Below are 25,754 nucleotides of genomic sequence, written 5' to 3'. Positions count from 1 at the left end.
CCCACTCGCCAAGATTTAAGTAAATTGAAAAAATTGTTGAGTAGATTTTTCCAACCTTAACCAAAGTCCCACCAATCATGATTATTTTTTGGACAGTCTAAAAGTGTTTAAATGCGATCAAACCAATTTAGTTTCTTGCCGACGGAAGAACCAGCGGATAAATAGCTTCTCAACCTCAATCCATATAAAGATAATGGCACTAAAGCCAATACAAACCATTAGCTCTTGGAAGGTGATGTAGTGAGTACCGAAGAAGTTGCGGAGTGGTTCGATATAAATCAGCAACAGTTGCAAGATGCTGGTTAAAATTACAGAGGCAAGAATAAAGGGGTTAGAAAAGGGATTGATCTGAACAAATAAACGAGTGTTGGAACGAATCGCAAGTGCGTGTCCCATTTGAGCTAGACAGAGAGTAGTGAATACCATTGTCTTCCAACGATCTGGGTCAAGGGTTCCGCCTGCCGTGTTCTGCTGAGTAAAGTTGTATGCCCACGTCATCATCAAGATGGTGACTATGGCTAGGACACAGCCAATGCGAATCATATAAGCTCCCAAGCCTCTGGCAAAAATATTTTCTTTGGGATCTTTGGGTGGCTGCTGCATGACAATCGCCCTACCTGGCTCTACTGCTAAAGCTAAGGCAGGAACACCATCCGTCACCAGGTTCATCCAGAGAATTTGTAAGGGTGACATCGGCACACCACCTAATCCTAGTAATGGTGCAGCAGCAATAGTTAGTACTTCGCCAATGTTGCTGCCTAAAATGTAACGGATGAAGCGGCGAATGTTGATGTAAACGACACGTCCCTCCTCTACGGCTGATACGATGGTGGTGAAGTTGTCGTCTAAGAGCACCATATCGCTGGCTTCCTTACTGACATCTGTACCTGTGATTCCCATTGCCACGCCAATATCTGCCTGCTTTAATGCTGGAGCATCATTAACTCCATCTCCTGTCATTGCTACTACGTTGTTGCGATGTTGCAGTGCTTGGACGATCCGCAGCTTATGCTCTGGTGAGACGCGGGCATAGACGCTGACTCTATCAACTTCTGCCTCCAAGTCTACCATGCTGAGTTTTTCTAGTTCCTGTCCGGTGAGACATAAATCGCCTGCCTTGGCAATACCTAAGTCTTCGGCGATCGCCTGCGCTGTTAATTGATGATCTCCAGTAATCATGACAGGGCGAATACCTGCTGTTCGGCATTTTGCTACTGCTTCTCTGACTTCAGGGCGGGGTGCATCTAGCATTCCTACCAATCCTAGCCATGTCAATCCATTTTCGGAGACATCTTCAGAAGCTTCGGGCGGCAATTCTGTTAAGAGTTTACTAGCAAATCCTAATACTCGCAGACCTCGACTGGCAAGCTGATTATTTTGCTGGAGAATTGTTCGACGCTGCTCATCTGTGAGAGGTTGCCAACGATTCCCCACCTGGATGTGAGTACAACGTTCTAGGGTTAACTCTGGCGAACCCTTGGTAAACATGACGTAAGGTGCAAGCTGTAGATTATTAAATGGAGAAAGTCGTTCATTACTTGTGCGAGTCTCCACCATAACGCTCATACGCTTGCGCTCTGAGGAGAAAGGAAATTCTGCCACGCGAGGGAAATAGGCTTCTTGCTCATCCTTGCGGAACCCAGCTTTACCTGCAACAGACAGCAATGCTCCTTCTGTTGGATCTCCAAGAATTGCCCACTCACCATTTTCCTTTTGCAAAATAGCATCATTACACAGCACACAGGCCAGCATGAGTGCCTGAAGTTCTGGCTGTTGGGGTGAAATCATTTTAGATGGTTGATTCACCATACCCATCTCATAAAATTGACCTTCAGGACTGTAGCCTTCTCCTGTAATGCTGACAGAACTGCTGGGTGTATGCAGTGCCTGCACTACCATTTTATTTTGGGTGAGAGTTCCAGTTTTGTCTGAGCAAATGGTGGTGACAGAACCAAGAGTTTCTACAGCAGGAAGTTTGCGAATCAGAGCGTTGCGCCTTACCATGCGCTGGGTTCCCAATGCTAAGGTGACGGTGATAACTGCTGGTAAACCTTCTGGAACAACGGCAACTGCCATGCTCAGGGAAACTTTTACTAATTCCTCAAACAGGGAGGGATTAAAAATAGTACCGCCCACTATGACTAGCCCCACCAGTATTAAGGAACCCGTTACTAGGGTGTTTCCCAACTGGCTCATCCGCTTTTGCAAGGGGGTAGGCTCAGATTCCACTGATTGGAGTGCGGTGGCAATCTTGCCCAGTTCTGTTTGCATTCCAGTTTCAGTCACCAAGACTGTTGCCCGCCCCTGAACAACTTCAGTGCCTGAGAAGACGAGATTGATGCGATCGCCCAAAGGTGCATCTTTTGGTAACAGCACTTCTGCTTGTTTGTTGACTGCGTGTGCTTCTCCTGTTAGGGCTGCTTCTCGCACTTGCAGGTTCGCAGCTTCTACCAAGCGTCCATCGGCTGCTACTTTGACTCCAGCTTCTAGCAGCATGATGTCTCCTGGCACCAATTCTTTTGACTCTACTTCTACTGGCTTACTATCTCGGATGACTCGCACTTTTGATGAAGCTAGATTTTTTAGTGCTGCTAAAGCTTTTTCGGCACCACTTTCTTGAATGTAGCCTAGTACGCCATTCAGGAGCACCACTACAAAAATCGCGACGGCATCCTTGGGAAATATGAACTTTCCAGCCGTGAAAGATTCGCGCACATCCAAAAATGCAGAGATGATTGCCACTGCAATCAGCATCAGCAGCATGATGTTTTTGAATTGATCCCAGAAGATTTCTAGGGGTGTACGTCCCCCCGACTCTACCAACTCATTAGAACCGTAGTGCTGCTGTTTTTTTGCAATTTCGGTGGTACTTAAACCACTGGTGCGATCGCTTGTCAGCTTCAGGAGTGCTTGATCAACCTCAATGGTATGCCAAGCCGGAGCTTCAGGCTTCGCAAAAGCTGAGTCTGATATGGTACTAGAAGACATGGATCGAAATTCCTAGTAATGCTGTTTGGTCTAATCGCAATATTTAATAGTACTAATTTTAGTATATAGCACTATTAAATAGTATCTAGATAAGATAAAGTAATCATACTCTTAAGAAAAGGGAACAGGATTTGACTTGTTTGTTCCATTTAAGGTAGTCGCCCGGGGCGGCTGCTCTTAAGAAGGCAGTCGCTATGAATAAAATTCACCACAAAGACGAAAAAGGGTTCTTTCCCCTACACCCTACTTTCACAATATTTTTCAGACTAACTGATACTATAAAATAGTATTTGGTATAATTTAAAATTATAACTATCCAATAGCAATTTCTAACTTAAACGTTATATTACCTCCTTACCCTTACTCCCTAAAAAAATGGTCAGCAATCCTTTTGTTCCCCGATATCTAGTTGGCAGACAGGCAGAACTAGAGCAAGTCAGCGCAGTTCTTGCTCAGGATGGCGACTTGATGGTGGCAGGTGTTCCGGGGAATGGACGGCGATCGCTCATTCGTTGGGCTGCCCAACAGATAGGAGCTAGGGTGTTGGAAATTGACTGTTTGCGAGTGACAAATTCTTCTCGGTTTTTGGAATTGTTGGCAGAAGGACTAGTGGAAGTGTTCTCAGATCCAGCGGAGCTAGAACTGATCCAACGATGGAGTACTGAACATCCGTTGATTCTGGAACAATATTTGACGCGACGAACTCGCTTAGTATGGCACGTCCCAGCTAAGGATAACTGGGATATCCTCAAAGCTCTGTTGACCCTGCCGCAAGTGATGGCAGAATGGCTGGATTGCCGAGTTGTGTTAGTATTTCAAAATTTTCCTCACATTCGCTCTTGGGATCGAACTGGGAAGTGGGAAGATTACTTGCGCCAGGAAGTCGATCGGCAAAACCGTGTCAGTTATGTCCTCATTGCTACGGTTCCAGAACCCTGGGTTTATGAAAGCAATTTGCATATCGTTACCTTAGCACCTCTGGAGCGCAAAGACCTCCAATCTTGGATTATAAATGCGATGGCAGCAGAAGGACTCAAGTTTGAAGCAGATAGTCAAGCACTAAATATGTTTCTCAATTACGTCCAAGGTCATCTCGGTGATGCGATCGCTCTTGCCCGTCGCATTTGGCTGGACTGCCGAGCTTTTGCAAAAATGAAGGAGCAAGGTGCTCAGAAAAATGCATCTGGAGCCATAAACTCTCAACTGCAATCATCCCCAATAATTTACCCTTTTGAAGACGGATTGATTCAAACTCACCACGTCCATCGTAGTGCTCTCAGTTTAGTGGAAGATCTATCTCTAACTTTTGAGTCCTTGCTGTTGCTGCTCCCACCGATTCAGGCTCGTGTTTTAGAAAGTCTTGCCCTCGATCCAACTGATAGCCCTCACTCACGCGATTATATCGAGAAACACCAACTTTCTAGAGGAGGAGGTTTGCAAGGGGCGCTGGCTGGATTGGAGCAAAAAGGACTTGTTTACGGTTCTAAATATGGCTATCGAATAGCAATGCCGCTGTTAGCATTTTGGCTGAAGCACCGTTTGAGTTAAATGACAATCAGGAAAAAGGGCATAATCGGAAACCCTGCGATCGCGCTCAACCCATAGGCAAAAATGGTCAGAATTATTGAACCAATAATAGATATGACTAGCGATAACAAAATATTGGGAAGCAAGAACGCAAGTGTATTCATAAACCGATGGAACGGTCGAGTCCAACCACTGTTTCTAGGGGCAAAGCTCAAGGAAGAGTACATAAGCACCTCAAATATTATGTTTGAAGGGAATATTTACGGAATACATTACCATTAACATCACCTTACCACCAATCCCATGCAAGGATGATAGAATTTTCTACGAAAAATAGGGTTAAGGGATGAACTTTAGCTTATAGTTGCAATCAACTATTAGTATAGTAACGTACTATTAATTTTCTGAATCAAGAAGTAATTTTTCTGGTAAATTTCAATTAGTAGAAAATAGCAAGTATTTGGACAAATCAATTATGTTTAAGCAGATGAGGAATGCCGCAAGAATTGTTGTTGGCTCTATATCCGCTGTAGTAGGTGTTGTTGGAATACTTCTGCCTTTGATTCCTGGTACTCCATTTCTTCTGGTAGCTGCGGCTTGCTTTAGTACTCTAGAACCTTAAATTCCGAATTAATCGGCCTATTTTTCTAAAAATAGGCCAATTTTTAGTAATTGATGTCTGATGTGAATGATGAAAATCAACGATATCTCAAGGATTCTGTGTGCTGTAGAGACGCGAAATTTCGCGTCTCTACAACGAGAAATGCTCACATAGAATTACCCGAATACTTGCAGTTTGGGATAATTAACTCTGTCTAATACTGGCTGGAGTTTTTTATCACCTAACTTTCGCATGGATTTGAGTAATTCTAGAGTGAAAGGTTAAAATTTCAATGAGCAGAATCATTACATTTATTGGTAAAGCAGGGATAGGACAGACAACGCTAGCGATCGCCACTGCCAAGTGGTTTTCTCAACAGGGAAAAGAAGTGTTGTTTGTCACTCATAACCCTAGTCCCAATGCTGAAATTTTGTTGCAAACCCCTCTGACGCATATTTCCCAGGTTGTTGCTCCCAATCTCCAAGCTGTGCAGCTGCAAGTTACAACAATGCTTGACCAAACCTGGGAAGAAGTTAAGAAACTATTATCTCTCTATATCCCAATACCTGACTCTGAAGAAATTTATTCTGGGGAGTTGATTTTGCTGCCTGGATTTGACAGTTTCCTCTATTTTAATGCTATGCGCCAATACTATCAAAGTGGCGAGTATGAAGTCATTGTCTATGATAGTCGGGGAGATTTAGAAACGCTGCGGATGTTAGGTATACCAGGGATGCTGGACTGGTATTTTCAGCGGTTTGGGAAGATATTTGAGGGATTTAGCTTACACAAAATAGCTGATTCGATTGGCGGGCCGATCGCTTCTGCTATTGTTTCGGCAAATGTGGATGCTGAAAAATTACAACAAGGTGTGGATCAAGTCCGCAGTTGGATTGCTGAAGGTATTGCTGTGGTGGGAGATACCAGCAAACTGACATCCTACCTGGTAACTAGTAATGAAATGGGAGCGATCGCTGAGACTCGATGGCTTTGGGGAAGCGCTCAACAGATCAACCTAACCGTCAATGGTGTTCTAGCTTATCAATGCCAGGAAGATGGCAATCTAACCGATTTACATCAAGCCTTTACTCCGTTGAGTGTTACTCCCATTCCAGCTTTACATGAGCATAACTGGAACCCTTTGCTAAAAGCCCTACCTGATTTCAACGACAATCATCGCTCTCCTTTGCCTCTCAAGATCGATCTAGAATCCCGTCAATTATTTGTATTTTTACCGGGATTCACTAAAAAACAGGTGAAGCTAACTCAATATGGTAAAGAACTGACTGTTGAAGCAGGGGAGCAACGGCGAAATATCTTTTTACCTCCAGATTTGCAAAAGCTATCTATTAAAGCAGGCAAATTTGAAGAACCATATTTGATCGTTGCTTTTGAAGAGAAGCAAGAATAGGGTAGAGACGCGATTAATCGCGTCTCTACATGCCAATTTGTGGACTAACGAGGGTCATACTCACCATTCACCAACAGCATCATTAAAGAAATCAGGGATTTCATACCCATTACAATTAACGACATGAACCACTAGCCTGCTATAGAAGGATGCAGGAAGAAAGCAGTGGCTAGCATCGCATAAGTTATCAACAGTAATATTCCCTCTAGCCAGTTAGCGCGTCTATCGGTTTTGACGGAATTCGTCATTAAAACTGCAATGCCTAACCCCAAGACTATAAAGTTGTCAAAGTCTAAGTTCATTGGCTTACCCATAATCAAACCAGCAAAAACTAAAATCGGAGTCACAAACATAGCAATTTGTAAGCTAGAGCCGATCGCGACAGAAGACGCTAACTCAACCTTATTTTTGGTGCCGCAAATACCGCAGGTAATGATTTCCACTGCTGCTCCAAACATAGGAATCAGAATGACTCCAGTAAAAAGCTCTGTCAAACCTGTGGTGGCGATCGCCTCTTCTAAACTACTGACAAGTACTTCCGAGACAAATAACAGAATTATTGTTGTTCCCACAAGCAGTCCGATGTGGAGTTTTAATTTATACAAACCCCTCGCTTCGCTGCCATAGCTTTCGGGTTCGGCATCTTCATCTAATCCGTAAAGATAGCTATGGGTTTTCATTGAGAACAACAGCATCAAAACGTAACAAATCAGCATCAGTGCTGAGGCAATATAAGAAAAATCATTGGTTGTTTCCAGGTGTAAAGAAATAGAAGTTAACTCAATTGCAGTCGGTGCTAGCAAGAAAACAACTACCAAGTTAAGCAAAGAGGCATTAACCCGCGCTACAGTACCAAGATTTTCTGAATTCAGTTGAAAAGGCTGCTTCGGGATCTGCAATCCCCCTAAGAAGAGAGCAAAACCCAGACCCAATAATAGGTTTGCCATCATTGAACCCATTAAACTAGCTTTGACTACTTCTATCAATCCCGCTTGCAGGGCAACTACGGAGACAATCATTTCAGTCGCATTGCCGAAGGTTGCGTTGAGCAAACCGCCAAAAGTAGGGCCAATACGAGTAGCGATCGCTTCTGTAAAGTTGGCAATCCAGGCTGCTAAGGGGATAATTGCCAAACCTGCTGTAATAAAGACAAGCAATGGATCGAGATCCAGTCTACTCAAAATCAAGCAGATGGGTACAAAAATCAGCATTCGTAAAAGCAATGCATCTTTACGGGACATGAAGCGATTGGTTGGGCTTAATATCTTTTGGTTGGATTTTGTGACTGGCATAGTTATCACTCTAAAATTTAATTGTTTAACTGGAGAGAATGAAGAACGTGACAACTTCGAGGTAATTAAACACTTAGTTTAAACCCCGAATCAGCAAAGCTTTGTTAATTCACTGGGAAAAACTGAATAAATTTTGCCCAATATAAAAAATCCCGTAACAGAAGCAGCGTTTCAAGATAATATGCAACCACTAGGAAAGTTAGTGTTAAAAATCATCTTGAGCCAAATACTTGAATATTGAGTCAAGACTAACTAACCTTTGGTTTAGAAATTATTAATGAATAATATCAAGTTTAGTTGATTACCCAAAACTGTTAGAAGTCAGTTTTTTTGATGATGCAGGTAATACAATAAACCTGATATTACAGCTATTTTCTCATGGCTAAACAACTTTTAGATTAGAGAGGTTTTGCCAATAGAATTTCTTTGAGGTTTTCAGATTTAGCTGAAGTTGAAGATTGCACTACTAGAACTGAGCAAGGTGCATGATGGGTGACATAGCTGCTGACACTACCCAAAATCAATTCACTAATTCCTGAAATTCCCCGACGTCCTATTACGATTAAATCCGCTTCCCAAGTTTTAGCTGTTTCGCAGATAATGCGGCTAGGACTACCTAAACTTTGAGAATATTCAGTTGATACGCCTGCTGCAATTGCTTCATTTGCAAAAGATTTGAGTAGATCCAAACCGGGCTTCTCAAACTCTTCCCAGCGTTTCTTGCTTTCTGGGGTATTCATTAATGACAATATACCGGGGGTGTCTTTGTCGTCCAAAGATAAAATATGTATTAATCTCAGGCTTGCTCCAGTTGCTTTTGCTAGGTCGAGTGCCTCCCGAAAAACATATTTACCAACACTGTCAGAACTAGCAATGGGAACCAGTATTCTGTGTAGCATAACAATCTCCAAATTTGTGAAATTTCAAAGGGAACGGGGACAAGAGGACAAGGGGACAAGGAGAATAATTAATGACCAATGACAATAGCTTTATTTGTGCCGACTTACTTAGCACTTTGGAACATAGAAATTCTTTGTTGAATTCAAAGTACAAATATTTGATTTAGCTCATTTTTTTCTAGGTATGAGTTCATTACGAATTTGAATTTACAGGACTCTATGTTGACTTTGATGAACTCATTATTTGCTACATATGAGTTCATTATAAATTTAGAACTGTAGGATTCTAATTTAGCTTGGTCGAGCTTATTATTCTCAGTATGTGAGTTCATTTTGAAATTGAAATCCAGTATCAAGTATGACAATAGAAAGCATGGGAGATCCATGAAGATATCCCATGCTTTTTCTAGCTAAACTAAACTCTCGGCAGGCGATTGTGCTCCGTAGACTAAGGAATCAACTACATGAAAAGACTTAGTTGTTGGTTCGTATACCCAAGCAACACCTTCTGGGTCTTGGATTCTGCTCCACTCAATGAAACCAGGTCTGGAACGGTGACGTGTTAGTGATTGCGAAGATAATCCCAACCGTTTTGCTAATTCACTTTGCTTTAGTTGTAGTGTCTTCTTTTCAGAAGGTTTTGCAGCCTTAACTGTGGTTGGTTGGCTCTTTACTTGGGAACCATTTGCTCCATTTAGAGTGATGGCAGGATTTTCTTTATGACCATTGCCATTTTCGTGGTTACTATGTCCGTTTGCTCCATTGAGAATGACGGCAGGATTTTCTTTATGACCATTGCCATTACCGTTACCATTTTCATGGTTGCTATGTCCGTTGGTGTCAGCTACCTTGTTTTTCACCTCGGATTGCAATTCAGAAGAGACAAGAACTTCTTCAACCTGCACATCATAGGTTGGTAGAACTTGGTTAGATGTAGATGTGGGTTGATGCTGGTGAAGCCGATTTTCTTCTTCGGCTATTTCGGCAGCGCTGAGTGTATGTCCTAATGGAGTGACGTCACCCGGCCCCATCAACGGGCGCAGACCGTTTAGTTCTGCCAAAATAGCAGTACCATTGTTGATTACCACTGCCAAAATTGGATCGAGGGCAAAGAAAATACCTGAAAGTAGAGCGCCAAGGTTAGGAATTGCCACGATCGCTGTATTCTGCCAGATAATGTCCATTGCTTGGCGGGCACATTTAATTGCCATAATTAAGCCGCGTAGGTCGTCTTCCATCAGCACCACATCAGCTGTTTCTCTGGCAATGTCTGTTGCACCCGCAAAGGAAATAGAAACATCAGCATACGCTAAAGCAGCTGAGTCGTTGATGCCGTCTCCGCAGAAGGCAACAGTTTTACCACTGTCGTGCAATCCTTTGACAACTTCGACTTTCTTCTCTGGAAAGGCTTCTGCATAGATGTTATCGGGGTTCATGCCCAAGTTGCCAGCGATCGCTCTGGCTACTCGTGTGACATCACCACTTAACATATAAGCATTGATGCCCATCTCCTTCAGTTCTTTGATTACTGCCTTACTTTCTTCGCGTGGTGGATCGCTATAGCGAATCACACCTATAAGTTTGCCATCACCTGCCACGTAGACCAGAGATTGCCCTCCAGACTTAGCATCTGGGTAGCGGCGATCGTATTCATTTAGATCGACGTTTTCTTGAGTCATAAACCGGGGACTGCCCACAATGATCTGCATCCCGTCGATTTTTGCGACTGCACCCAAACCAACCTTGTACTCCCACTCTTCACATTCCTTGAGAACAAGTCCCTTATCTCTGGCATTGTGAACGATCGCTTCAGCAATTGGGTGGGTTAGCCCTTGTTCAGCAGTAGCAGCTAAACACAATACCTCATCCTTGGTAAAGCGATCGTCCATGATATCAATGTCATTGACGCCTGCATGTCCGATCGTCAATGTTCCTGTCTTGTCAAAGACAACGGTGTCGATGGTTGCCAAAATTTCAATGGCTCGACCACTGCGAATAAGGACGCCATTACGAGCGGCGTAGGTGAGTACAGAGAGAATTGTTGTGGGGACGGAAACGCGAATGCCAGTACCAAAGTCCAGTGTCAACAGCGCAACTGCCCGATTCATATTACCTGAAGCAAGTCCGACGCCACCAGCAATTAACAGGGTAGGTAGCACAAACTGATTTGCCACTGTTGCCGCATAGTTTTCGACGCGGGTATCATGCACCGGAGCCGCCTGCATCAAGTTGACAATCACACCAGCACGGGTGTTGTTGCCAGTTCGCTCTGCAAGTATTATCAAGTTACCATCTACTAGCAGCGTTGAAGCAAACACCTCATCGCCTTCTCGACGAGTCACAGGAACTGATTCTCCAGTCAGCTTGCACTGGTCAAGAATACCAGTACCCGTCAAGATAATGCCGTCAACGGGAACCTGATCGCCGGGGTATACCAAGACGCGATCGCCCACTACCACATCTTTCGTGTCGATTTCTATTTCCCGATCATCGCGAATGACAATGGTGGTTTTGTTCAAACAAGACATCAAGTCGAGATTTGCCCGCTCACTGCCACGAGCAGTCATATCCCGAACTGCTTCACCACCTTCCACTAAACCCAACATAAAGGAAGGTGCAAAGTAGTGTCCTTGGAGGGTATGTAAAGAGATTGCCAAACCATCAAGGAAATCTATGGTGAGTTGACGATCTTGTTGAATTGCTTCCCATGCTCGTTTAAAGACTGGCATAGCACCAACAAATACAACACCTGCAATCACAAAACCTGGAATTGGCAAGCCGACTAGTGCTCCTACACTCAACACCAAACCAGCAATAGGAAATCCCAATCGTTCTACAAAATCAACCTCATTATCAGCTTTTTTCTCTTCTTTTTCTCCTGTCCATCCGAGAGGAACTTCAACTTCAGACGCTCGCTGAATTGCAGTGAATAGCTTTTCTTGAACTATGGCAATGGCAGTTGCAGTTGGTTGATGTTTGTAATTGACTACCAGGGAACTAGCTTGGGCATTGATTTCAACTTCCGTCACAAATTCGATTGTGTCAAGAACGTACTTAAGTTTAGTGGTGTATTCTTCATCCTCATGTAGTTGAGAAATTCGGATGCGAAAACGTCCTGGTATCCAATGCACAACCTGATAATGGATATTTTCTGCCTGACTGGAGTGAGTCTCTACTGATATAACCAATCTATCCGCAACTGCTGTAACCGTCATAAGGCACTCCTAAATTGAGTTGTTATCTGAGGTACAAATTTTAAGACAATAACTTGCTGTACATTTTTGCAAGTCTTACAGCTTGTACCTGTGTATTCAGGAAGCTTTTAATTAGCCTCCTGAATCATCATGAATACATCAAAGTTTGGCAGGAATTTTTTGCCATGCTTTGAACTGAGCTATTAATCATTGAAAATTTAAGTCATTTTGTGAATTTGATTGACGTTTTTCTGTGACGATAAAACGAATTGGATGACTCTTAATAGTTAGACAATCATCGAATTACCAAAACCTAAGCAATATAAGCAATATAAAAGTTTTGGCAACCTTACTTTTTGAGATGAGCTAAACAGTCGCATCAAAAGGGAGCACTAGTGAGATAACCATTCCACAAGAATGATTTATGAGTAGAAGTGTGATATGTGTTTATACTTTGAGGCTATCTCTATATCTCTATTAAAGAAGAGTTTACATAAAAAAGCAAAGAAAAAATAGAAAGTTTTATGAATTTTGTTTTACGTAACTAATTAATTTTAAAAGAAAATTTAATTTCATTGATACTATACTATCAATTCATATAATTCTCTCTGAAGCTAAAAAATTATTGCTTATGGTAGTGATAAACAGCATAAAAAACTATTTGCTGGAATAAGCAAAAAAATCCTGACAAAAATAGATTATTTAAAGATAAATTCACTAATTTATGAAAATATCATAGATTTTAATAGTTTTACTTCCAGATAATCGTAGGAGTGCAAGTTTTTGTGTCCCTACAGTTTAACAGGCCTCTTGTATAAATATTATTTTTTCTTATGCTTCAAGTGTGGAGTATTAGGTACGGAAGAATGACTTTTGCAAGAGTTTCAATGAAAACTATCAAGAATTTCTATATAGCAGTCTTAAATCATTTGTGAACAACAAAATCCCCGACTTCTCTAAGAAGTCGGGGATCTAAGCGTTCGATGATATTAGAATAAAAATTGTCTCATCAAAGTTAATATATTTTGGTCTATATAAGCCTCGACTTCTTGGTGGGTAAAACTATAACCCAATTCTGTTCCTAACTGTACTGCTATTCTGACGAGACTGGCTTGGTCTGTCGCTACTCCTAAACGCTCTTTTAAGGAAGCATCTTGAAGAACTAGTTGATGGAATTGCTTTAGCTCATGGAATTGGTTTATTTGTTGTGACGACACGTTTATCCTTCCTCACTTTTCTCTATTGAAAAACAGAAAATATAAATTCATCATCTTGTCTCAGCTTCGGTTTAGGGGAATAGATGATGAATTTTAGCAAGTCAACATTAAGTGGCATAAATATACATTTATGCTACTTGAATATTGCTGATACTAAAATGCAAGCTAAATGGGTAATCGCCGGACAAAACTTAAAAATTTACAAAGAAAAGCAATTACTTAGCTGCTTTTGGAACTGATTTTGGAAGACTTGATTTCTACAGTTTTACTCTCAATTTTTTTATATCATAGATTAAGGATAAATAACTATCCAATTATGATGATTTAGATTGCAAAACAGACTACTCGAAAACCAGTGCCACTACCTGCATGATCTGCTTGATCCCAATGGCGCTGGGCTGAACGGCAGAGAGTGGGGAGGCAATACCACGCTCCACCTCGCAATACACGACAGTTGTTAGACTTATCCAACTGCCAAATACTGCCATCAGAAGGTGCATTTTGATAGTTTTCATGCCAAGAATCGGCACACCATTCCCAGACATTGCCGTGTAAGTCGGATAGCCCAAAAGCATTGGCTATTTGGAAGCACCCAACAGGGGTAGTCTGTTGGCGATATGGCCCTTCTGTTCCAGAACCGTAAATATAGCTACCGTCATAATTAGCAAGGTTAGAGGTTATGGTTTCACCAAAGTGGAAAGGAGTTGTAGTTCCAGCCCGACAGGCGAATTCCCACTCTGCTTCACTTGGTAAGCGATAACTATGCCCTGTGAGTTGGGTAAGTCTTGCACAAAACTCAATGGCATCATACCAGCAGACTTTCTCGACGGGAGTATCTGGGTGTTTGAAATTGGAGGGATCTGGGTTGAGATATCTGTTGATTTGGGGAAGTTGGGCAATTATCCTCCACTGGGCTTGAGTAATGGGAAATCTACTAAAGTAGAAAGGTTGGAGGGCGACTGGATGTTGGGGTGCTTCATTGCTCTCTCTACCTAATTCATCTTCAGGAGATCCCATCAAAAATGTTCCTCCTGGAATGTAAACCATATTCAGAAAGACACTATCTCCCAGATGTTCTTGAAAATATTGTGCTTTGTTGATGGAGCAGTTAATTGGTTGTCCCCTGTTGTTTAAGGTTACAACTTCAAAGCTAAACTCTTGTATTTTGACTGATGAAGAAACTTTCTGTAATTGGAAGTCGGGTACTATTGTATGCTTTTGCTTGCGCTCTTGTTTAATGCCTTCTAGTTCAGTTCGCAGTTGTGCCATCTCTTGAGTAGATTGCTGTAACTGCTCCTGCAAGAGTGTGAGTTTGGCTTCTTGTTTTTGCAAGATTTCGGTCAGATCAGAGCGTTCTTGATAACTTTGTTCAAACTGCAAAGTAATTTGTGATGCACGTTGATTTGCTTGCTCAAGCTGTATCTGTGCTTGTTTTAATCGCTCTTGAGCTAATTGTAAGGCTGTCCATATTTTTTTCGCCCAAGCCAATCTGGTATTTTCTTTTTGAACAATTTCGGGGATCCACCCCATAGGAAATGGGTAAGGTGGTAGATTCCAATTACAGCAAGGACAATAATCGTCCTTGTTATGAATGTACTTACTTTGGCAGACGGGGCAGCGAGGCATGATTATAACCTCTGTTACAGATTTTATGTTTTAAGTAGGCAATAAATCAGAAATAGTAGTTGTCTTTTTTTGGGTGTTGCTGGAATTACTGACTTCCTGAGAATTAGCAAACGTAGAGATTAAGGATTCGTCTACTACATAGGAGTTGGGATCTGTATCAGGTTCAAATAAAGGTCGGAAACTGTTTAGTTCTGCCAGTAAGGCTGAACCATTGCTGATAATAACTCCTAACACTGGATCTAGAGCGAATAAAACTCCTGCGAGGACAACGCTAATATTGGGAATGGCAGCGATCGCCGTATTCTGATAAATAATTTCCATCGCCCTTTTAGAAATGGCAATGGCATGGGTAATGCTGCGCAGGTCATTATCCAAAAGTACGACATCAGCGGTTTCTCTGGCAATATCGCTACCTTCAAGAAAAGATATGGAGACATCGGCATGAGCAAGAGCGGCAGCATCGTTAATACCTTCACCAACAAATGCTACTATCTGCCCTCTGTCTTTTAAGTTACATATCACTTCAACTTTTTTGTCAGGGAAAACTTGGGCATATGTGCGTTCCTGGTTGATGCCTAATTGAGCACCGACGTGATTTGCTACACGTTGATTGTCTCCTGTTAAGATGTAAGTTGTCATACCCTGACATTGTAAAGATTCAACAACTTTTGTACTTTCTGGACGCAGAGGATCGGTAAACAAAATTACTCCTAGCAGTTGATTATTCTTAGCAACATAAACAAGAGAGTAACTGCTTGTTTTCAAATTTGGATATTTTTTGTGGATGGCATCTAAATTAATACCCTCTTGTTCAAGGAGCAATTCGCTACCTACTAAAATCTTTTCATCCTCAATCAGGGCAACAATTCCTAAGCCAATCCGATAATCCTTGGTTGTAGAAAGTTTAATTTCAACTCCATTTTCTTCCGCACAGCGAATAATAGCACTAGCTACGGGGTGAGAATTACCTTGTTCGGCAGAAGCGGCAAGTGCTAGGATTTGTTGGGGCGATATTTGCTCGTGTGCTGTTTCAATCGCCACGACTGCTGCATTTCCTTGAGTTAATGTTCCAGTTTTGTCAAAGACGACGGTATCTATCCGTGCTAGCATTTCCAAAGCTCGACCGCTGCGGATGTAAATTCCCTGACGAGCAGCATAGGTGACGGCTGCAAGAGCAGTTGTTGGAACTGCAATCCGAATGGCGTGCCCAAAGTCAAGATGGAGGGGAGCAAGTGCCCTCGATACATCTTGCGTCAGGGCAAAAATGGCTCCACTTAATAACAGGGTTGGTGCAATTAGGGCATTAGCGATTTTAGAGGCGTAATCTTCTACACGAGTATCGTGTACTGGCGCAGATTGCATCAGCTGAACTGCCAAACCTAGACGAGTATTCTTGCCAGTTCGTTTTGTGAGGACGCAAATCTTACCTTGCAATACTAGGGTAGAAGCATGGACGACTTGTCCCTCTGAGCGAGAAACTAGCTTCGATTCACCTGTTAACTTGTGTTCGTCGATCAGGGCAGTACCCCTTAATACCCGTCCGCTGACGGGAATTGTTTCACCTGCATAAACAACTATGCGATCGCCTTTTTTCACCTCGCTTAATTGAATGCGCTCCTCTTTTCCATCCCGTTCTATCCTGACGTACTTATCTACTCCTTGCAGTAAATCTAACATTTGTTGCTCATTGGCACGGGCGGTAGCATCTCTAAGCACATCTCCTGACTCTATCAGGCTAACCATTAATGCCGGGCCGACAAAATCACCTTTGATTGTATAAAGACTCATCCAAAGGATATCCAGAATATCCGCATCCAAACGACGCTCTGTCAACATCAGATCGAGTGTGCGCTGGATAAACGGAATTGCGGCAACAGCTACCACTCCTGCTAGCAACAAAGGGGGAATAGGTAGGAATTGTTGGGCTAAAAGTGCCAATCCCAAACTAAAGACAGGCATTCCAACTCTCTCGATTACCCAGTCGATTGCTGGTTTAAATTCTGTTTCAGCCCAGGTAATTTGTGACGAAGTTTCGGCGATCGCTGCCTGCTGAATCATCATCAGTAGGCTTTCTTCGACTATGGTGCTGGAAACAAGCTTTTCTTGATAGTGGATGATTAATGATTCTGCTGCTGGATTGATGCGAACACTAATGATGAAGTCAAAAGACTCAATTAACCAATTTAGTTGGTTGGCATACTTTAGATCTTTAGATAATCGAGGAATTTTAATCCGGAGGCGACCGCTAGTAGAATGGATGATTTGATAATCTATTTCCCCAATATGCTTCTTTAAGCTCAGAGTTTCTATTTCTGCAACCGATCTCATTATTGTTCTACCTTTAATATCAATCAGGTTTAAAAAAGAATTTTAAGAAATTGACAAACATCTTGACAGAAGGAGCCTTTTGTTGCATCTATCTTAGGAACAATTGCTTCCTACTAGAGTATAAAATTACAGATTAAATATATAAGTTTCGCTTAAATTAAGTAATTCGAGCGTGTCTATTTTTACCAATTGATTGTTAATATCGCACTTAACTGTACCAACAAACTCCTCAATAGCAATGTTTTACAGCAAAATCCTATAGAATAACTTATACTAATAATTAACTATAATTTATCGAATCTGTATTTGCTAGTTGGAGGTGAATGGCATTGAATTGACATTTATTCCCGGCTGAACATGCGCTAAAGCTTTCAAAAAAAATGGTAAAAATTTTTAAACATTCATAAAATTTATCAGTTAAAAATTTTGGATTAAGAGAGAAAGAATGTTATGCCCTTCATTGACATTAACCGTGTCAACATTCTCCCTAATAGGCGTCCTCTCAATGACCAAAAAGTCGCTGAGTTAATGGAGTCTATCAAAGCTAATGGACTTTTGAACCCTATTACTTTAGACCAAAACCTCAATCTAGTTGCAGGCTTGCACCGTCTGACTGCCTGTAAGCTCATTGGTTTGAACGAGATAGAGTGTTGTATTATTACCTGCGAAGACAAAGACCATGCCCGCCTAGCAGAAATCGATGAAAACTTGATTCGCAGCGAATTAGATGCTCTAGAACGCTCGGAATTATGGTTGGAACGCGATCGAATTCTAGAACGGATGGGGCTGAGGGCAAAGGTAGGGGACAACCAATTTACCCAAAGAGGTGGTGAAAGTATTTCACCACCGCCGAAAACTACATTGGAGTTGGCACAAGAAATAGGCTATACAGAGCGCACTTTACAGTATGGTAAACAAATTGCTAAAAACATTGTTCCTGAAGTTAAGGAGATGATTAAAGGCACGCCAATTGCTAAGAGTACCTCAGCGTTACTGAAAATAGCCAGGGCGGGAGGTAAAGAACTACAAGAGGCAGAACAAGCAGAAATAGCGGCACAAGAAGCTAGAGCAAAACAAAAAAGAGACGAACTAGAAAAGCAAAAAAAGCTAGCAGCACAAGCAAGAGAGAAACATAAGCAACTTCAGTTAGTTGCTTTTCAAAACGCCATAGCCCAAAAAGAAGCTAAAGAGTCTAGCAAGCCAACTCAACGTGTATCAAAAAATATTAAGACCGATGAAATTCAGATACAGACTGACGAAGTCTGGATTCTAGACCGACACATGATTTATTGTGGCGATACCACCGATGAAGATTTTATTCAACTATTACCATCTAATGCTGCATTGGCGATCGCTCCTCCCAGTTGTTCTTGGAACCATGACTACTTAGTGAACGAAGCTCGTGTTGTCGCTGTGATGTGTCGTGAGGGATCTATCTACAATCTTTGCAGAAGCACTCAAATGCCCTTTAGATATGAATTAGTTATAGGAAATATATACACTGCTATTTTTTCCCAAGAAACTTTGCTTAAACCAACTCATAATTTTGATATTGAGGGTGTTGAAGGCATCGTTTCTTACTTGGTGAGCTTTTTTACCAAACCCGGTAGTTTTGTAATTATCCCTTCTATCGGACATGGTGAAGCACTAATTGCTTGTGAACGTTTAAGACGGATTTGTTTTGCTGGAGACGAAGATCCAAAGCGAGTCAATGAGGCAATCCTTCGTTGGCAGCGATGGACAGGAAAACAAGCAATGAGAGCCTAATCGCAAGTTGCGTTCAAAGAGATTTCTTTCCTTATATCTTACACTCTTCTCTTGAAGAGCCAGAGGCTCTAGTTCTCGTTACCAGGTTGAACCCGGTAACGAGGGTTTGTGGGCTGTTGCCTGGTGGCTGTCGGTAGGAGTGCAAGATGTGAATTTCCCCGTTCCCTTTAAAAAATGGAGTGTAAAGGTGCAGTCTACAGCCGTAGCTAGTTGTTTGCTGAGTTTGGGTTAGTTAGCACTAACCAACAACAAACAAAAATAGATTTACACCTTTACATCCCCGATATTGTCAAACGCTGCTCTTGTTGAGGATGGTAATAATAGCAATCTTCAGCAAGCTCTGAATCTTTTGTGAAAGTAGCTGAGAGCAGATGCAAATGTCAAATTTACATCCTGACAAAGTCGGGATTGGCTTTTAACTTTGTAACCGATGCAATTTCTTGTGCTTCTGCTGACTCTTTTCACAAAGTTTTCAGAATGCCAATGAGACCGCTACACACATTTTAGACTCGTTTTGATCGTAATTCTCATCAAGTCTCATTAGTATCTGTTAGCAGTGAGTTAGAAATAACTAAATTATTACTCTTTCAAGATAGCCAGTTGTATAGATTACAATCTTTGTAAAGATACATCAATATTAATGGTATTGAATTTAAGAAACTCTAACTTTCGTTGTTTGATTTTTGTTAAATCAACTTATTTCGGGCTACCAAAATCATGGCATTCATAAAAATTGACGATATTGTGGTTAACACAAAATATATTGCTGCTATTCGATTACAAGGTCGAGTCCGCTCTGAAGAAGAAAGTGTTTATTTACTGATCGCCATTCCAAGTACTTATCTATTCCAAGAAGACAGTATTTCATCCAATGCCTACCACTACGAATGGATAGAGTTTACAGGTGATTCTGCTAAGGCACTGCGAGACTATTTTACAAGTTTCAATAATGTCATTGATTTGCTGCCTTTATGTTATTGATCAACAGTAATGAAATGATTGGTAGTTAGTGGTTAATTCAAAATTCTTATGTAGTCTATAGTATTTATTCATAGACCTGTGGTGTCATGACCATCCTGCGAAACTAGCAGCAATCAACCACTTCTTAACTTCAAAAAAATTTTTGCAGATATTCGTATATACACAACAGCAGTCAGTGTAAAGAATTTAAGCTGCTCCTATTTTAATTAGTAGGGAAAATAGATATTACCCTACTGCCTGCTTGACTCTACTGATGTGATTGATTATGAGTAAGATTTGATGGCAACTGAAATACCAAAGCTATAAAAGATACAATAATTTGCTAAAAGTAAAAAAATATGTTTCACTGCGTCTACTTTTGTAACAAAAACTTAATGTTGTTTCTAGTACTTTATTTTCCTGATAATATGTAATATGAATTCAACAAGGTGGAAACATTTAGAAAGTTTCGCTACTTGTTTTCTGACGGTTTTTACTCTCACTACCCAGTCTTCTTGCTATTGCTCGTGTAGCTGTTGAAGATTCGTTTCTACTTTTTTCATTCAGTATTTTGAGGTTATACACCTTTACAACTTAGGATTCGAGTTATCTAAATAGCTGCACCTGAAGCAAGCAGATTTCTCTATCATTTTGGAGGTCAATTAAATATGGAATTCGAGGCTCTTTTACTAGGTCTTGAACCGATGACTGCTGCCGTAATTGGAGTTGGAGCATTGGTGTTAGTACCTGTTGTCAGCGCTCTTGACTCTGCAACTGGTCACAATGTTTCAGAATCTGCAAGGAGTGCAGCTAAGACTGGATTAATTTGGACTTTTGATGCCATTGATAAAGCTCAATCTACTTTCGCCGAAGCAAGTGAATCCTTCAAGGATTTAGTTGCTGAAGCAAAAGCAGAGCGTTCAACTTCCAAAAACGGAACAAGCGAATCTCCTCGTGAGGTAACTATCGGCTAACCTCTGCAAAGCATGAAGGTGAACAGCTGATGCTTGCCAGAGACTGATAGCCCCTCGGTTGTCAGTCTTATATTGACCAATCTACTAAGCTAATGTGCGTTTAAGTTGCACATTAATCTATTTAACTTGACAACTTCATCAATAAGCTTGATTGTCACCACTTAATACTTGCTTAATCTCTGCATTTTCAAAAGTTGGGCCATGTTTACGAGACTCAACCTACAAAATATCATGCACCAAATTAGAGTAGACGCGCCACTACGGCTTGTGGACTGACTTAGATGCTTGGTGCGGCTTCTCATAGAGTGCGCAACCCTAGTGATGTACAACAATAGGGGCGTACCTACAAGAAATCCAAAATTACAGCTGCCCTCATGCTCTACTTCTCCTGATGATAAATCAGGAGAAAAGAGCCTTCTCTCTATCGAACTATCGGAGATTTGTTACCATGCTTAAATATCCAGAGTTCTTTGACTTGCGCAAGCTAGCGATTACCTTTGCTGTTAGCCCATTTGCTTTTCTTGGGCTAGTCATTCTAACTGACTTATCAGCCCATTGGTTCATGACTCAACAAACAGCAGATGCTCTGTGTGCAAATGGATGTCCTCAAGATCATGCTATAAAACTTCAAGCGGGTGAATGTCGATAGCGCTTTGCTACTGGATCGAAATTCCATGCAATCCCTTCTGGATCTCTAGCCTGAGTCCATATAGGAAACTCAGGCTTCAATCTTTTGCTGGTAAGAGACTGAGATGATACTCCTAACCGCTTTGCCAATTCACCTTGTTTCAGTGCTTTGCCATTTGATTTTCCCTGGCTGATTCTTTGAGAACTGCTTTTTAGAGGAGGTAAGAAGTTTGTCTCAAAAAGTGGGCGTGAACCGTTTAAGAATTCAGCTACAAAGGCTGTACCGTTATTGACAATCACGTTATATACAGGATTTACACCCAAAAACATGCCACCGCCTATTTGCATAAATAGGTTAGGAATCACTATGGTTGCAGTGTTTTCGTAGATTATTTCCATTGCTCGCTTGGCGATCGCAATGGCATGGGTGACTCCGCGCAAGTCATCTTCTAAAATGACAACATCAGTTGTCGGATCGGGAATCTGGCTCGTCTTGGCAAAGGAAATGGAGACATGAGCACAAGCAAGCCGTACTGCCTCATCTTCCCCATCTCCCACAAAAGCCACTGTCTTACCTTGGTGCTGCAACCCACGAATCAGATTTATTTTTTGGGTGAAAGGAACTTCTGCACAGACGTAATGGGGATGAACTCCTAACTGAGTGGCAACATCAAGGGCGATCGATTCAGGAACACCAGAAACTAAGTAAATATCTATGTTTTGACTCTGGAGAATGGCAATAGCTTCCATCGTCTCAGGGGAATCTAAAGCCAAGACATCGATATCAAAGACAATTGCATCGATGTGGGCTAAGGCTTCCAAAATACCACCACTGCGAATGTATATTCCATGTCGCACGGCATAGATCAGCGCTTGCAGAACTGTTGTCGAAATCGAAATTGGAATACCACTACCAAAATCAAATTGGTAGGGTGAGATCGCAGCACCAATGTTACCTGTCATTAAATAGATCGTGCCACCTAAAGCCAGAGTTGGTAAAATTGCATTTGTTACAAATTCTGCTTGAAAAGCACCAATTTTTGTATCGTGAACAGGTGCTAATTCAGCCAAAAGAGCAGCTAAACCAGCACGGGTATTCAGTCCAATTCTATTTACCAAGACACATAAGCGACCTTCAAGTAATATTGAAGAGGCAAAGACATCTTGTCCTTCTGAACAAACAATAGGTGTAGAGTTACCTGTCAAATTCTGGGTATCGATTAAACCATAACCATCAACAACGATCCCATCTACCAAAATCATTTCGCCCGATTTGACAATCATGCGATCGCCTTGTTGTAAGTTGCTTATATGGATCTGTTGTTCCTCTCCCTCCAACTCTACCCAAACATATCGATCTAACTCATTTAACAAATTGAAAGACTGTTCTTCTCTAGTTTGGGTTGTATTTCCCCTGAGAGTTCTCCTCACTTCTACCAAAACCGTTTTGAGTGCAGGTGCGATAAACTGACCTTGGACAGTCTGCATAGTCATCCATGCTGAATCCAGTAGATCGATATTGGGCTGATGTTGATTGAGCAGACTATCAGCAGCACGGTTAAACCAAGGTGTTGCAGCTCCAGCAATGGCTAAAATTACAATCAATGGTGGTAACTCCAATGGAGCTGCTAGCAAAGCTAAAGTCAGGCTGAGGGCAGGAAATCCTAAATCCTTCCATTGATTAACTTCCGGTTTCAGATCTTCTCCTTCCAGCAGAAATTCTGTTAAGGAAATTTCAACACAGTCTGCCGCAGCCTGGATACAGCTAACAAACTTTTCTAGCGCCGTTGTGCTGCAAAAATTATCTTGATAGCTAACAATCAGTGAACTTGCTTGTGCATTAATACGAACCTCAGTCACAAATACCAGCGATTCAACTAGTGCCTTAAGTTTGCTAGCAAAGTCTGAATCATGAGCAAGTTGAGGTATACGAATACGATAACGTCCAAAAGTAGAGTGAACGACCTGATAGCTCATTACATCGAGAGAAGCTTAGTGAAAGGGTTTTAAATCTCGCATTAATCAACATCATAAGCTACAACCGAAATAAGTAAAAAGCTTTTGTTGTAAAACTATGTGAGAATTGCTCGGTGTAATGCTATTTGATTTGTGAACAATCATATCGCCTAGAACCCAGACTTTTTAGAAAAGTCTGGGTTCTTGTTTTCATAATTAATCTATGCTTGCTATATCCTCTAATTATCTCCTCTTCCTGCGATATTCAGCCAAAATCGCCCTTCTTTCGATATTAAATTCCTCAACAATCAATAATGTCATTCCAAATAAAATCACAAAACCTAGAATAGAAACTAATAAGAGATTATCCATAAAACTTGCCCCTCATTGAAATAGCTCTCTATCTATATTGATAGAATATATAAAAAATCATTATACCTAATCTTTCTAAGTAAGTAGTATTTACTATCCAAAAGGTATAATTGCCACAAGTATTTTAAATAAACTGAGAACTTGCACCATTTTCAATAAGCGTAAGGTGGGCACTGTTCACAACGTAAAAATAAGGGTTTGAGGAAAGTTAGGCAGTGCCTACCCTACAAAAATTGCTGATTTTAACAAATTAAATAGGATTGCTATATAGCTATTTTGTATGGCTTGATGAAAATCAATATAGTTTTTTGTTTGATGTTTAGTATTTATGTATGTTAAAGATAATTAATTTTGTAATTAGAACTTTTTAAATGTGATAACCTATCATGTAGGCAAGCTATCATCTCAGTCAATTAAAAATAGTGAAACAGACTCTGCTCAGACAAACGTAATTAATCGTTTGTCGTAGGTGCTTGATGCAGGTGTTTTAAGTAATTGTGGAATATATCACCACTGCCACCTTTGCGATGAAGAACAAAATGGATTTAGCGGTGGCAGTGGCAATGGGATCGAGTTTGCAAATTGCCATGTTTATTGCTCCTATTTTAGTTTTGGTGAGTCAATTAATTGGGCAATCGATGAATCTGGACTTCAATCCCTTTGAAGTACTGGCAGTGGCGATCGCAGTCTTAGTTACCAACTCTATTAGCACTGATGGTAAATCTAATTGGTTAGAAGGAGCTTTACTTCTGATTACCTATGCTGTTGTTGGCACAGCATTCTACTTTCACCCTTAACAGTGCTCAATTTCCCATTCCAATTTTTATTGAGGTCATCTCCATGTCAAGTGAAGGAATAATCAAAGCTCAATCCTCAGACATTGCAGTCAAAGCAGAGGTAATCCAAGTTTATTCCCAATCTACCAGCATTCAGTTAGCTAGAACTTCGACTCAAAAAGCTTCTTGTTTGGGATTTTTTGCCACAGTTGCAAATGGAATCGGACAAGCAATCAGCGATGCAGCATCACAAGCAGGAAAAGCTGTGACTGAAACCACGGCTAGTATGGCAGAAGCAATTAATGGCATGGCATACCAAGCAGGAAAAACAGTGCTGGAAACTGCTGCTAATGTTGGAGAAGTGCTTGATAGCGTCACACCTCCTGGTTTAGCGCATTTGTCTGCAACAGCCAACAATATGGGTGAAGCGATCGGCAGCGTTGCTTTCCTCACTGGAAAAATGGTATCAGGAACAACTGTTGGTATTGGCGAAGCAATTGGAAATGCTACCTCCCAAGCAGGGCAATCTATTGCTCAGACAGTATCTGAAGCCATAGAAAATATTCCCTCTCCCGCATCCAAAGCTACGATTCAAGAATTCGGAGGTAGTTTAATAGGAGCTACTGTCGGAGAAACAGTAGGGGGAACAGTTGGAGCAGTTGTTGCTGGGATGGCGATCGGGCCAGCAGGCGCGATTGTTGGGACTCAAGTAGGCAGTGTTGTTGGTTTTACCATTGGCGCACAGTTTGGTGAGGATGCAGTGCGGCAAGTCAATCAGATCGCTCAAAAAAATTCTGAAACTGTTTATAACGTAAAACCATCATCTTCTCATCAGCAGAAAGGAAGTTGGCTAGGCAATACTGCCTGCAATTTCTTAGGTGAAACTGGTACAGCTGTTATCGGTGGAGCGATCGGGGTTACAGTGCTGGGGCCAAAAGGCAAAGAAGTTGGTAGAAAAATTGGCATGTTTGTAGGTAGACGAACTGACTGGAATCCCAACATAAAAACTGCAACTCGTGTTGAAGTTGGAGGTGGAGAAAAGCAACAATCTTAAATATATTTGTCGATCGCATATACAAACTACTCCACCTCTGCGGATAAAGTCAGCAGGGTAAGGTTTCTACATCCTCGCTAGCAAGTTGAGGCTTTTGACGCTTCGTTCATCAATTCACTTTATCCTCAAATCTTCGTTAACTTTAGCGACCTCTGCGCCAAGTTGCGATAAGGAAACACTTCTGT

General features: G+C 41.4%; 17 protein-coding genes and 1 pseudogene. 9 read left to right on the top strand and 9 right to left on the bottom strand.

Translation table 11 applies throughout. The annotated features are described in order from the left end of the window. Positions 1-117 precede the first annotated feature (117 nt). Complete coding sequence (locus UYC_RS0101745) at positions 118-2,988, bottom strand: cation-translocating P-type ATPase (protein WP_016872914.1); 2,871 nt, start codon at positions 2,986-2,988, stop codon at positions 118-120. A gap of 375 nt (positions 2,989-3,363) precedes the next feature. Between UYC_RS0101745 and UYC_RS0101740 the strand changes: the two genes are divergently transcribed. Then, entirely contained in the window at positions 3,364-4,536 is a 1,173-nt protein-coding gene (locus UYC_RS0101740) for an ATP-binding protein (protein ID WP_016872913.1), read from the top strand. On the opposite strand, the gene UYC_RS38730 is transcribed toward UYC_RS0101740, so the two are convergent. Beyond that, on the bottom strand, positions 4,533-4,679 hold the full coding sequence (locus UYC_RS38730; RefSeq protein WP_200865057.1) for a hypothetical protein: 147 nt from the start codon (positions 4,677-4,679) through the stop codon (positions 4,533-4,535). The two genes, UYC_RS0101740 and UYC_RS38730, sit on opposite strands and share 4 nt — an antisense overlap. 311 nt (positions 4,680-4,990) lie before the next feature. On the opposite strand from UYC_RS38730, the gene UYC_RS36235 reads away from it, so the two are divergent. Beyond that, a complete protein-coding gene (locus UYC_RS36235) occupies positions 4,991-5,137 on the top strand; it encodes a DUF454 family protein (RefSeq protein WP_016872911.1) in 147 nt (48 codons plus the stop codon). A gap of 271 nt (positions 5,138-5,408) precedes the next feature. Continuing rightward, positions 5,409-6,527 (top strand): Get3/ArsA fold putative tail anchor-mediating ATPase NosAFP, encoded by a 1,119-nt coding sequence (locus UYC_RS0101725; RefSeq protein WP_016872910.1) that lies wholly within the window; start codon positions 5,409-5,411, stop codon positions 6,525-6,527. A gap of 131 nt (positions 6,528-6,658) precedes the next feature. Here UYC_RS0101725 and cax read toward each other — a convergent pair whose 3' ends face one another. From cax to UYC_RS0101685, 6 genes are all read right to left on the bottom strand, one after another. After that, positions 6,659-7,768, bottom strand: a complete 1,110-nt coding sequence (gene cax, locus UYC_RS0101720) for a calcium/proton exchanger (RefSeq protein WP_016872909.1) — start codon at positions 7,766-7,768, stop codon at positions 6,659-6,661. 449 nt (positions 7,769-8,217) lie between these two features. After that, positions 8,218-8,718 (bottom strand): universal stress protein, encoded by a 501-nt coding sequence (locus tag UYC_RS0101710; protein WP_016872907.1) that lies wholly within the window; start codon positions 8,716-8,718, stop codon positions 8,218-8,220. 410 nt (positions 8,719-9,128) lie between these two features. After that, complete coding sequence (locus tag UYC_RS0101700; RefSeq protein ID WP_016872905.1) at positions 9,129-11,933, bottom strand: heavy metal translocating P-type ATPase; 2,805 nt, start codon at positions 11,931-11,933, stop codon at positions 9,129-9,131. A 968-nt stretch (positions 11,934-12,901) separates the two neighbouring features. Beyond that, positions 12,902-13,129 (bottom strand): Nif11-like leader peptide family natural product precursor, encoded by a 228-nt coding sequence (locus tag UYC_RS0101695; RefSeq protein ID WP_016872904.1) that lies wholly within the window; start codon positions 13,127-13,129, stop codon positions 12,902-12,904. Positions 13,130-13,453: 324 nt separating this feature from the next. Continuing rightward, positions 13,454-14,659 carry a formylglycine-generating enzyme family protein gene (locus UYC_RS0101690; RefSeq protein ID WP_016872903.1) on the bottom strand — a complete coding sequence of 402 codons (1,206 nt, stop codon included), beginning with the start codon at positions 14,657-14,659 and terminating at the stop codon, positions 13,454-13,456. Positions 14,660-14,785: 126 nt separating this feature from the next. After that, the gene (locus tag UYC_RS0101685) at positions 14,786-17,083 is read right to left on the bottom strand and encodes a heavy metal translocating P-type ATPase (protein ID WP_016872902.1); all 2,298 of its coding nucleotides are present in this window, start codon (positions 17,081-17,083) and stop codon (positions 14,786-14,788) included. Positions 17,084-17,533: 450 nt separating this feature from the next. Here UYC_RS0101685 and UYC_RS0101680 point away from each other — a divergent pair, with 450 nt between their 5' ends. From UYC_RS0101680 to UYC_RS0101665, 4 genes are all read left to right on the top strand, one after another. Then, complete coding sequence (locus UYC_RS0101680; RefSeq protein ID WP_016872901.1) at positions 17,534-18,850, top strand: ParB/RepB/Spo0J family partition protein; 1,317 nt, start codon at positions 17,534-17,536, stop codon at positions 18,848-18,850. 717 nt (positions 18,851-19,567) lie between these two features. Then, positions 19,568-19,831, top strand: a complete 264-nt coding sequence (locus tag UYC_RS0101675; RefSeq protein ID WP_016872900.1) for a hypothetical protein — start codon at positions 19,568-19,570, stop codon at positions 19,829-19,831. Between the two features lie 647 nt (positions 19,832-20,478). After that, a complete protein-coding gene (locus UYC_RS0101670; protein ID WP_016872899.1) occupies positions 20,479-20,784 on the top strand; it encodes a hypothetical protein in 306 nt (101 codons plus the stop codon). 448 nt (positions 20,785-21,232) lie between these two features. Further along, positions 21,233-21,433 (top strand): hypothetical protein, encoded by a 201-nt coding sequence (locus UYC_RS0101665; protein WP_016872898.1) that lies wholly within the window; start codon positions 21,233-21,235, stop codon positions 21,431-21,433. On the opposite strand, the gene UYC_RS0101660 is transcribed toward UYC_RS0101665, so the two are convergent. Then, positions 21,412-23,388, bottom strand: coding sequence for a P-type ATPase actuator domain-containing protein (locus UYC_RS0101660; protein ID WP_016872897.1), 1,977 nt, complete (start codon positions 23,386-23,388; stop codon positions 21,412-21,414). The two genes, UYC_RS0101665 and UYC_RS0101660, sit on opposite strands and share 22 nt — an antisense overlap. A gap of 851 nt (positions 23,389-24,239) precedes the next feature. Here UYC_RS0101660 and UYC_RS0101655 point away from each other — a divergent pair. After that, positions 24,240-24,536: pseudogene (locus tag UYC_RS0101655) on the top strand (calcium/proton exchanger); the annotation flags it as partial. Positions 24,537-24,579: 43 nt separating this feature from the next. Further along, positions 24,580-25,569, top strand: a complete 990-nt coding sequence (locus tag UYC_RS0101650) for a hypothetical protein (protein ID WP_016872895.1) — start codon at positions 24,580-24,582, stop codon at positions 25,567-25,569. Positions 25,570-25,754 lie beyond the last annotated feature (185 nt).

Origin of the sequence: Chlorogloeopsis fritschii PCC 6912, from assembly GCF_000317285.1 — a bacterium.
In the GTDB taxonomy this organism is placed as follows: Bacteria; Cyanobacteriota; Cyanobacteriia; order Cyanobacteriales; family Nostocaceae; genus Chlorogloeopsis; species Chlorogloeopsis fritschii.
Note: the sequence above shows the minus strand (reverse complement) of the source record. Positions and strands in the feature narration are given on the sequence as shown.

What these genes read in the sequence shown, in the direction of transcription:
- UYC_RS0101725 (WP_016872910.1), top strand. Translation starts at nt 5,409, where the DNA reads ATGAGCAGAATCATTACATTTATTGGTAAAGCAGGGATAGGACAGACA.
- UYC_RS0101710 (WP_016872907.1), bottom strand. Translation starts at nt 8,718, where the DNA reads ATGCTACACAGAATACTGGTTCCCATTGCTAGTTCTGACAGTGTTGGT.
- UYC_RS0101745 (WP_016872914.1), bottom strand. Translation starts at nt 2,988, where the DNA reads ATGTCTTCTAGTACCATATCAGACTCAGCTTTTGCGAAGCCTGAAGCT.
- UYC_RS0101740 (WP_016872913.1), top strand. Translation starts at nt 3,364, where the DNA reads ATGGTCAGCAATCCTTTTGTTCCCCGATATCTAGTTGGCAGACAGGCA.
- UYC_RS0101700 (WP_016872905.1), bottom strand. Translation starts at nt 11,933, where the DNA reads ATGACGGTTACAGCAGTTGCGGATAGATTGGTTATATCAGTAGAGACT.
- cax (WP_016872909.1), bottom strand. Translation starts at nt 7,768, where the DNA reads ATGTCCCGTAAAGATGCATTGCTTTTACGAATGCTGATTTTTGTACCC.
- UYC_RS0101665 (WP_016872898.1), top strand. Translation starts at nt 21,233, where the DNA reads ATGCTTAAATATCCAGAGTTCTTTGACTTGCGCAAGCTAGCGATTACC.
- UYC_RS0101660 (WP_016872897.1), bottom strand. Translation starts at nt 23,388, where the DNA reads ATGAGCTATCAGGTCGTTCACTCTACTTTTGGACGTTATCGTATTCGT.
- UYC_RS0101675 (WP_016872900.1), top strand. Translation starts at nt 19,568, where the DNA reads ATGGCATTCATAAAAATTGACGATATTGTGGTTAACACAAAATATATT.
- UYC_RS0101685 (WP_016872902.1), bottom strand. Translation starts at nt 17,083, where the DNA reads ATGAGATCGGTTGCAGAAATAGAAACTCTGAGCTTAAAGAAGCATATT.
- UYC_RS0101680 (WP_016872901.1), top strand. Translation starts at nt 17,534, where the DNA reads ATGCCCTTCATTGACATTAACCGTGTCAACATTCTCCCTAATAGGCGT.
- UYC_RS0101690 (WP_016872903.1), bottom strand. Translation starts at nt 14,659, where the DNA reads ATGGGGTGGATCCCCGAAATTGTTCAAAAAGAAAATACCAGATTGGCT.
- UYC_RS36235 (WP_016872911.1), top strand. Translation starts at nt 4,991, where the DNA reads ATGTTTAAGCAGATGAGGAATGCCGCAAGAATTGTTGTTGGCTCTATA.
- UYC_RS38730 (WP_200865057.1), bottom strand. Translation starts at nt 4,679, where the DNA reads ATGAATACACTTGCGTTCTTGCTTCCCAATATTTTGTTATCGCTAGTC.
- UYC_RS0101650 (WP_016872895.1), top strand. Translation starts at nt 24,580, where the DNA reads ATGTCAAGTGAAGGAATAATCAAAGCTCAATCCTCAGACATTGCAGTC.
- UYC_RS0101670 (WP_016872899.1), top strand. Translation starts at nt 20,479, where the DNA reads ATGGAATTCGAGGCTCTTTTACTAGGTCTTGAACCGATGACTGCTGCC.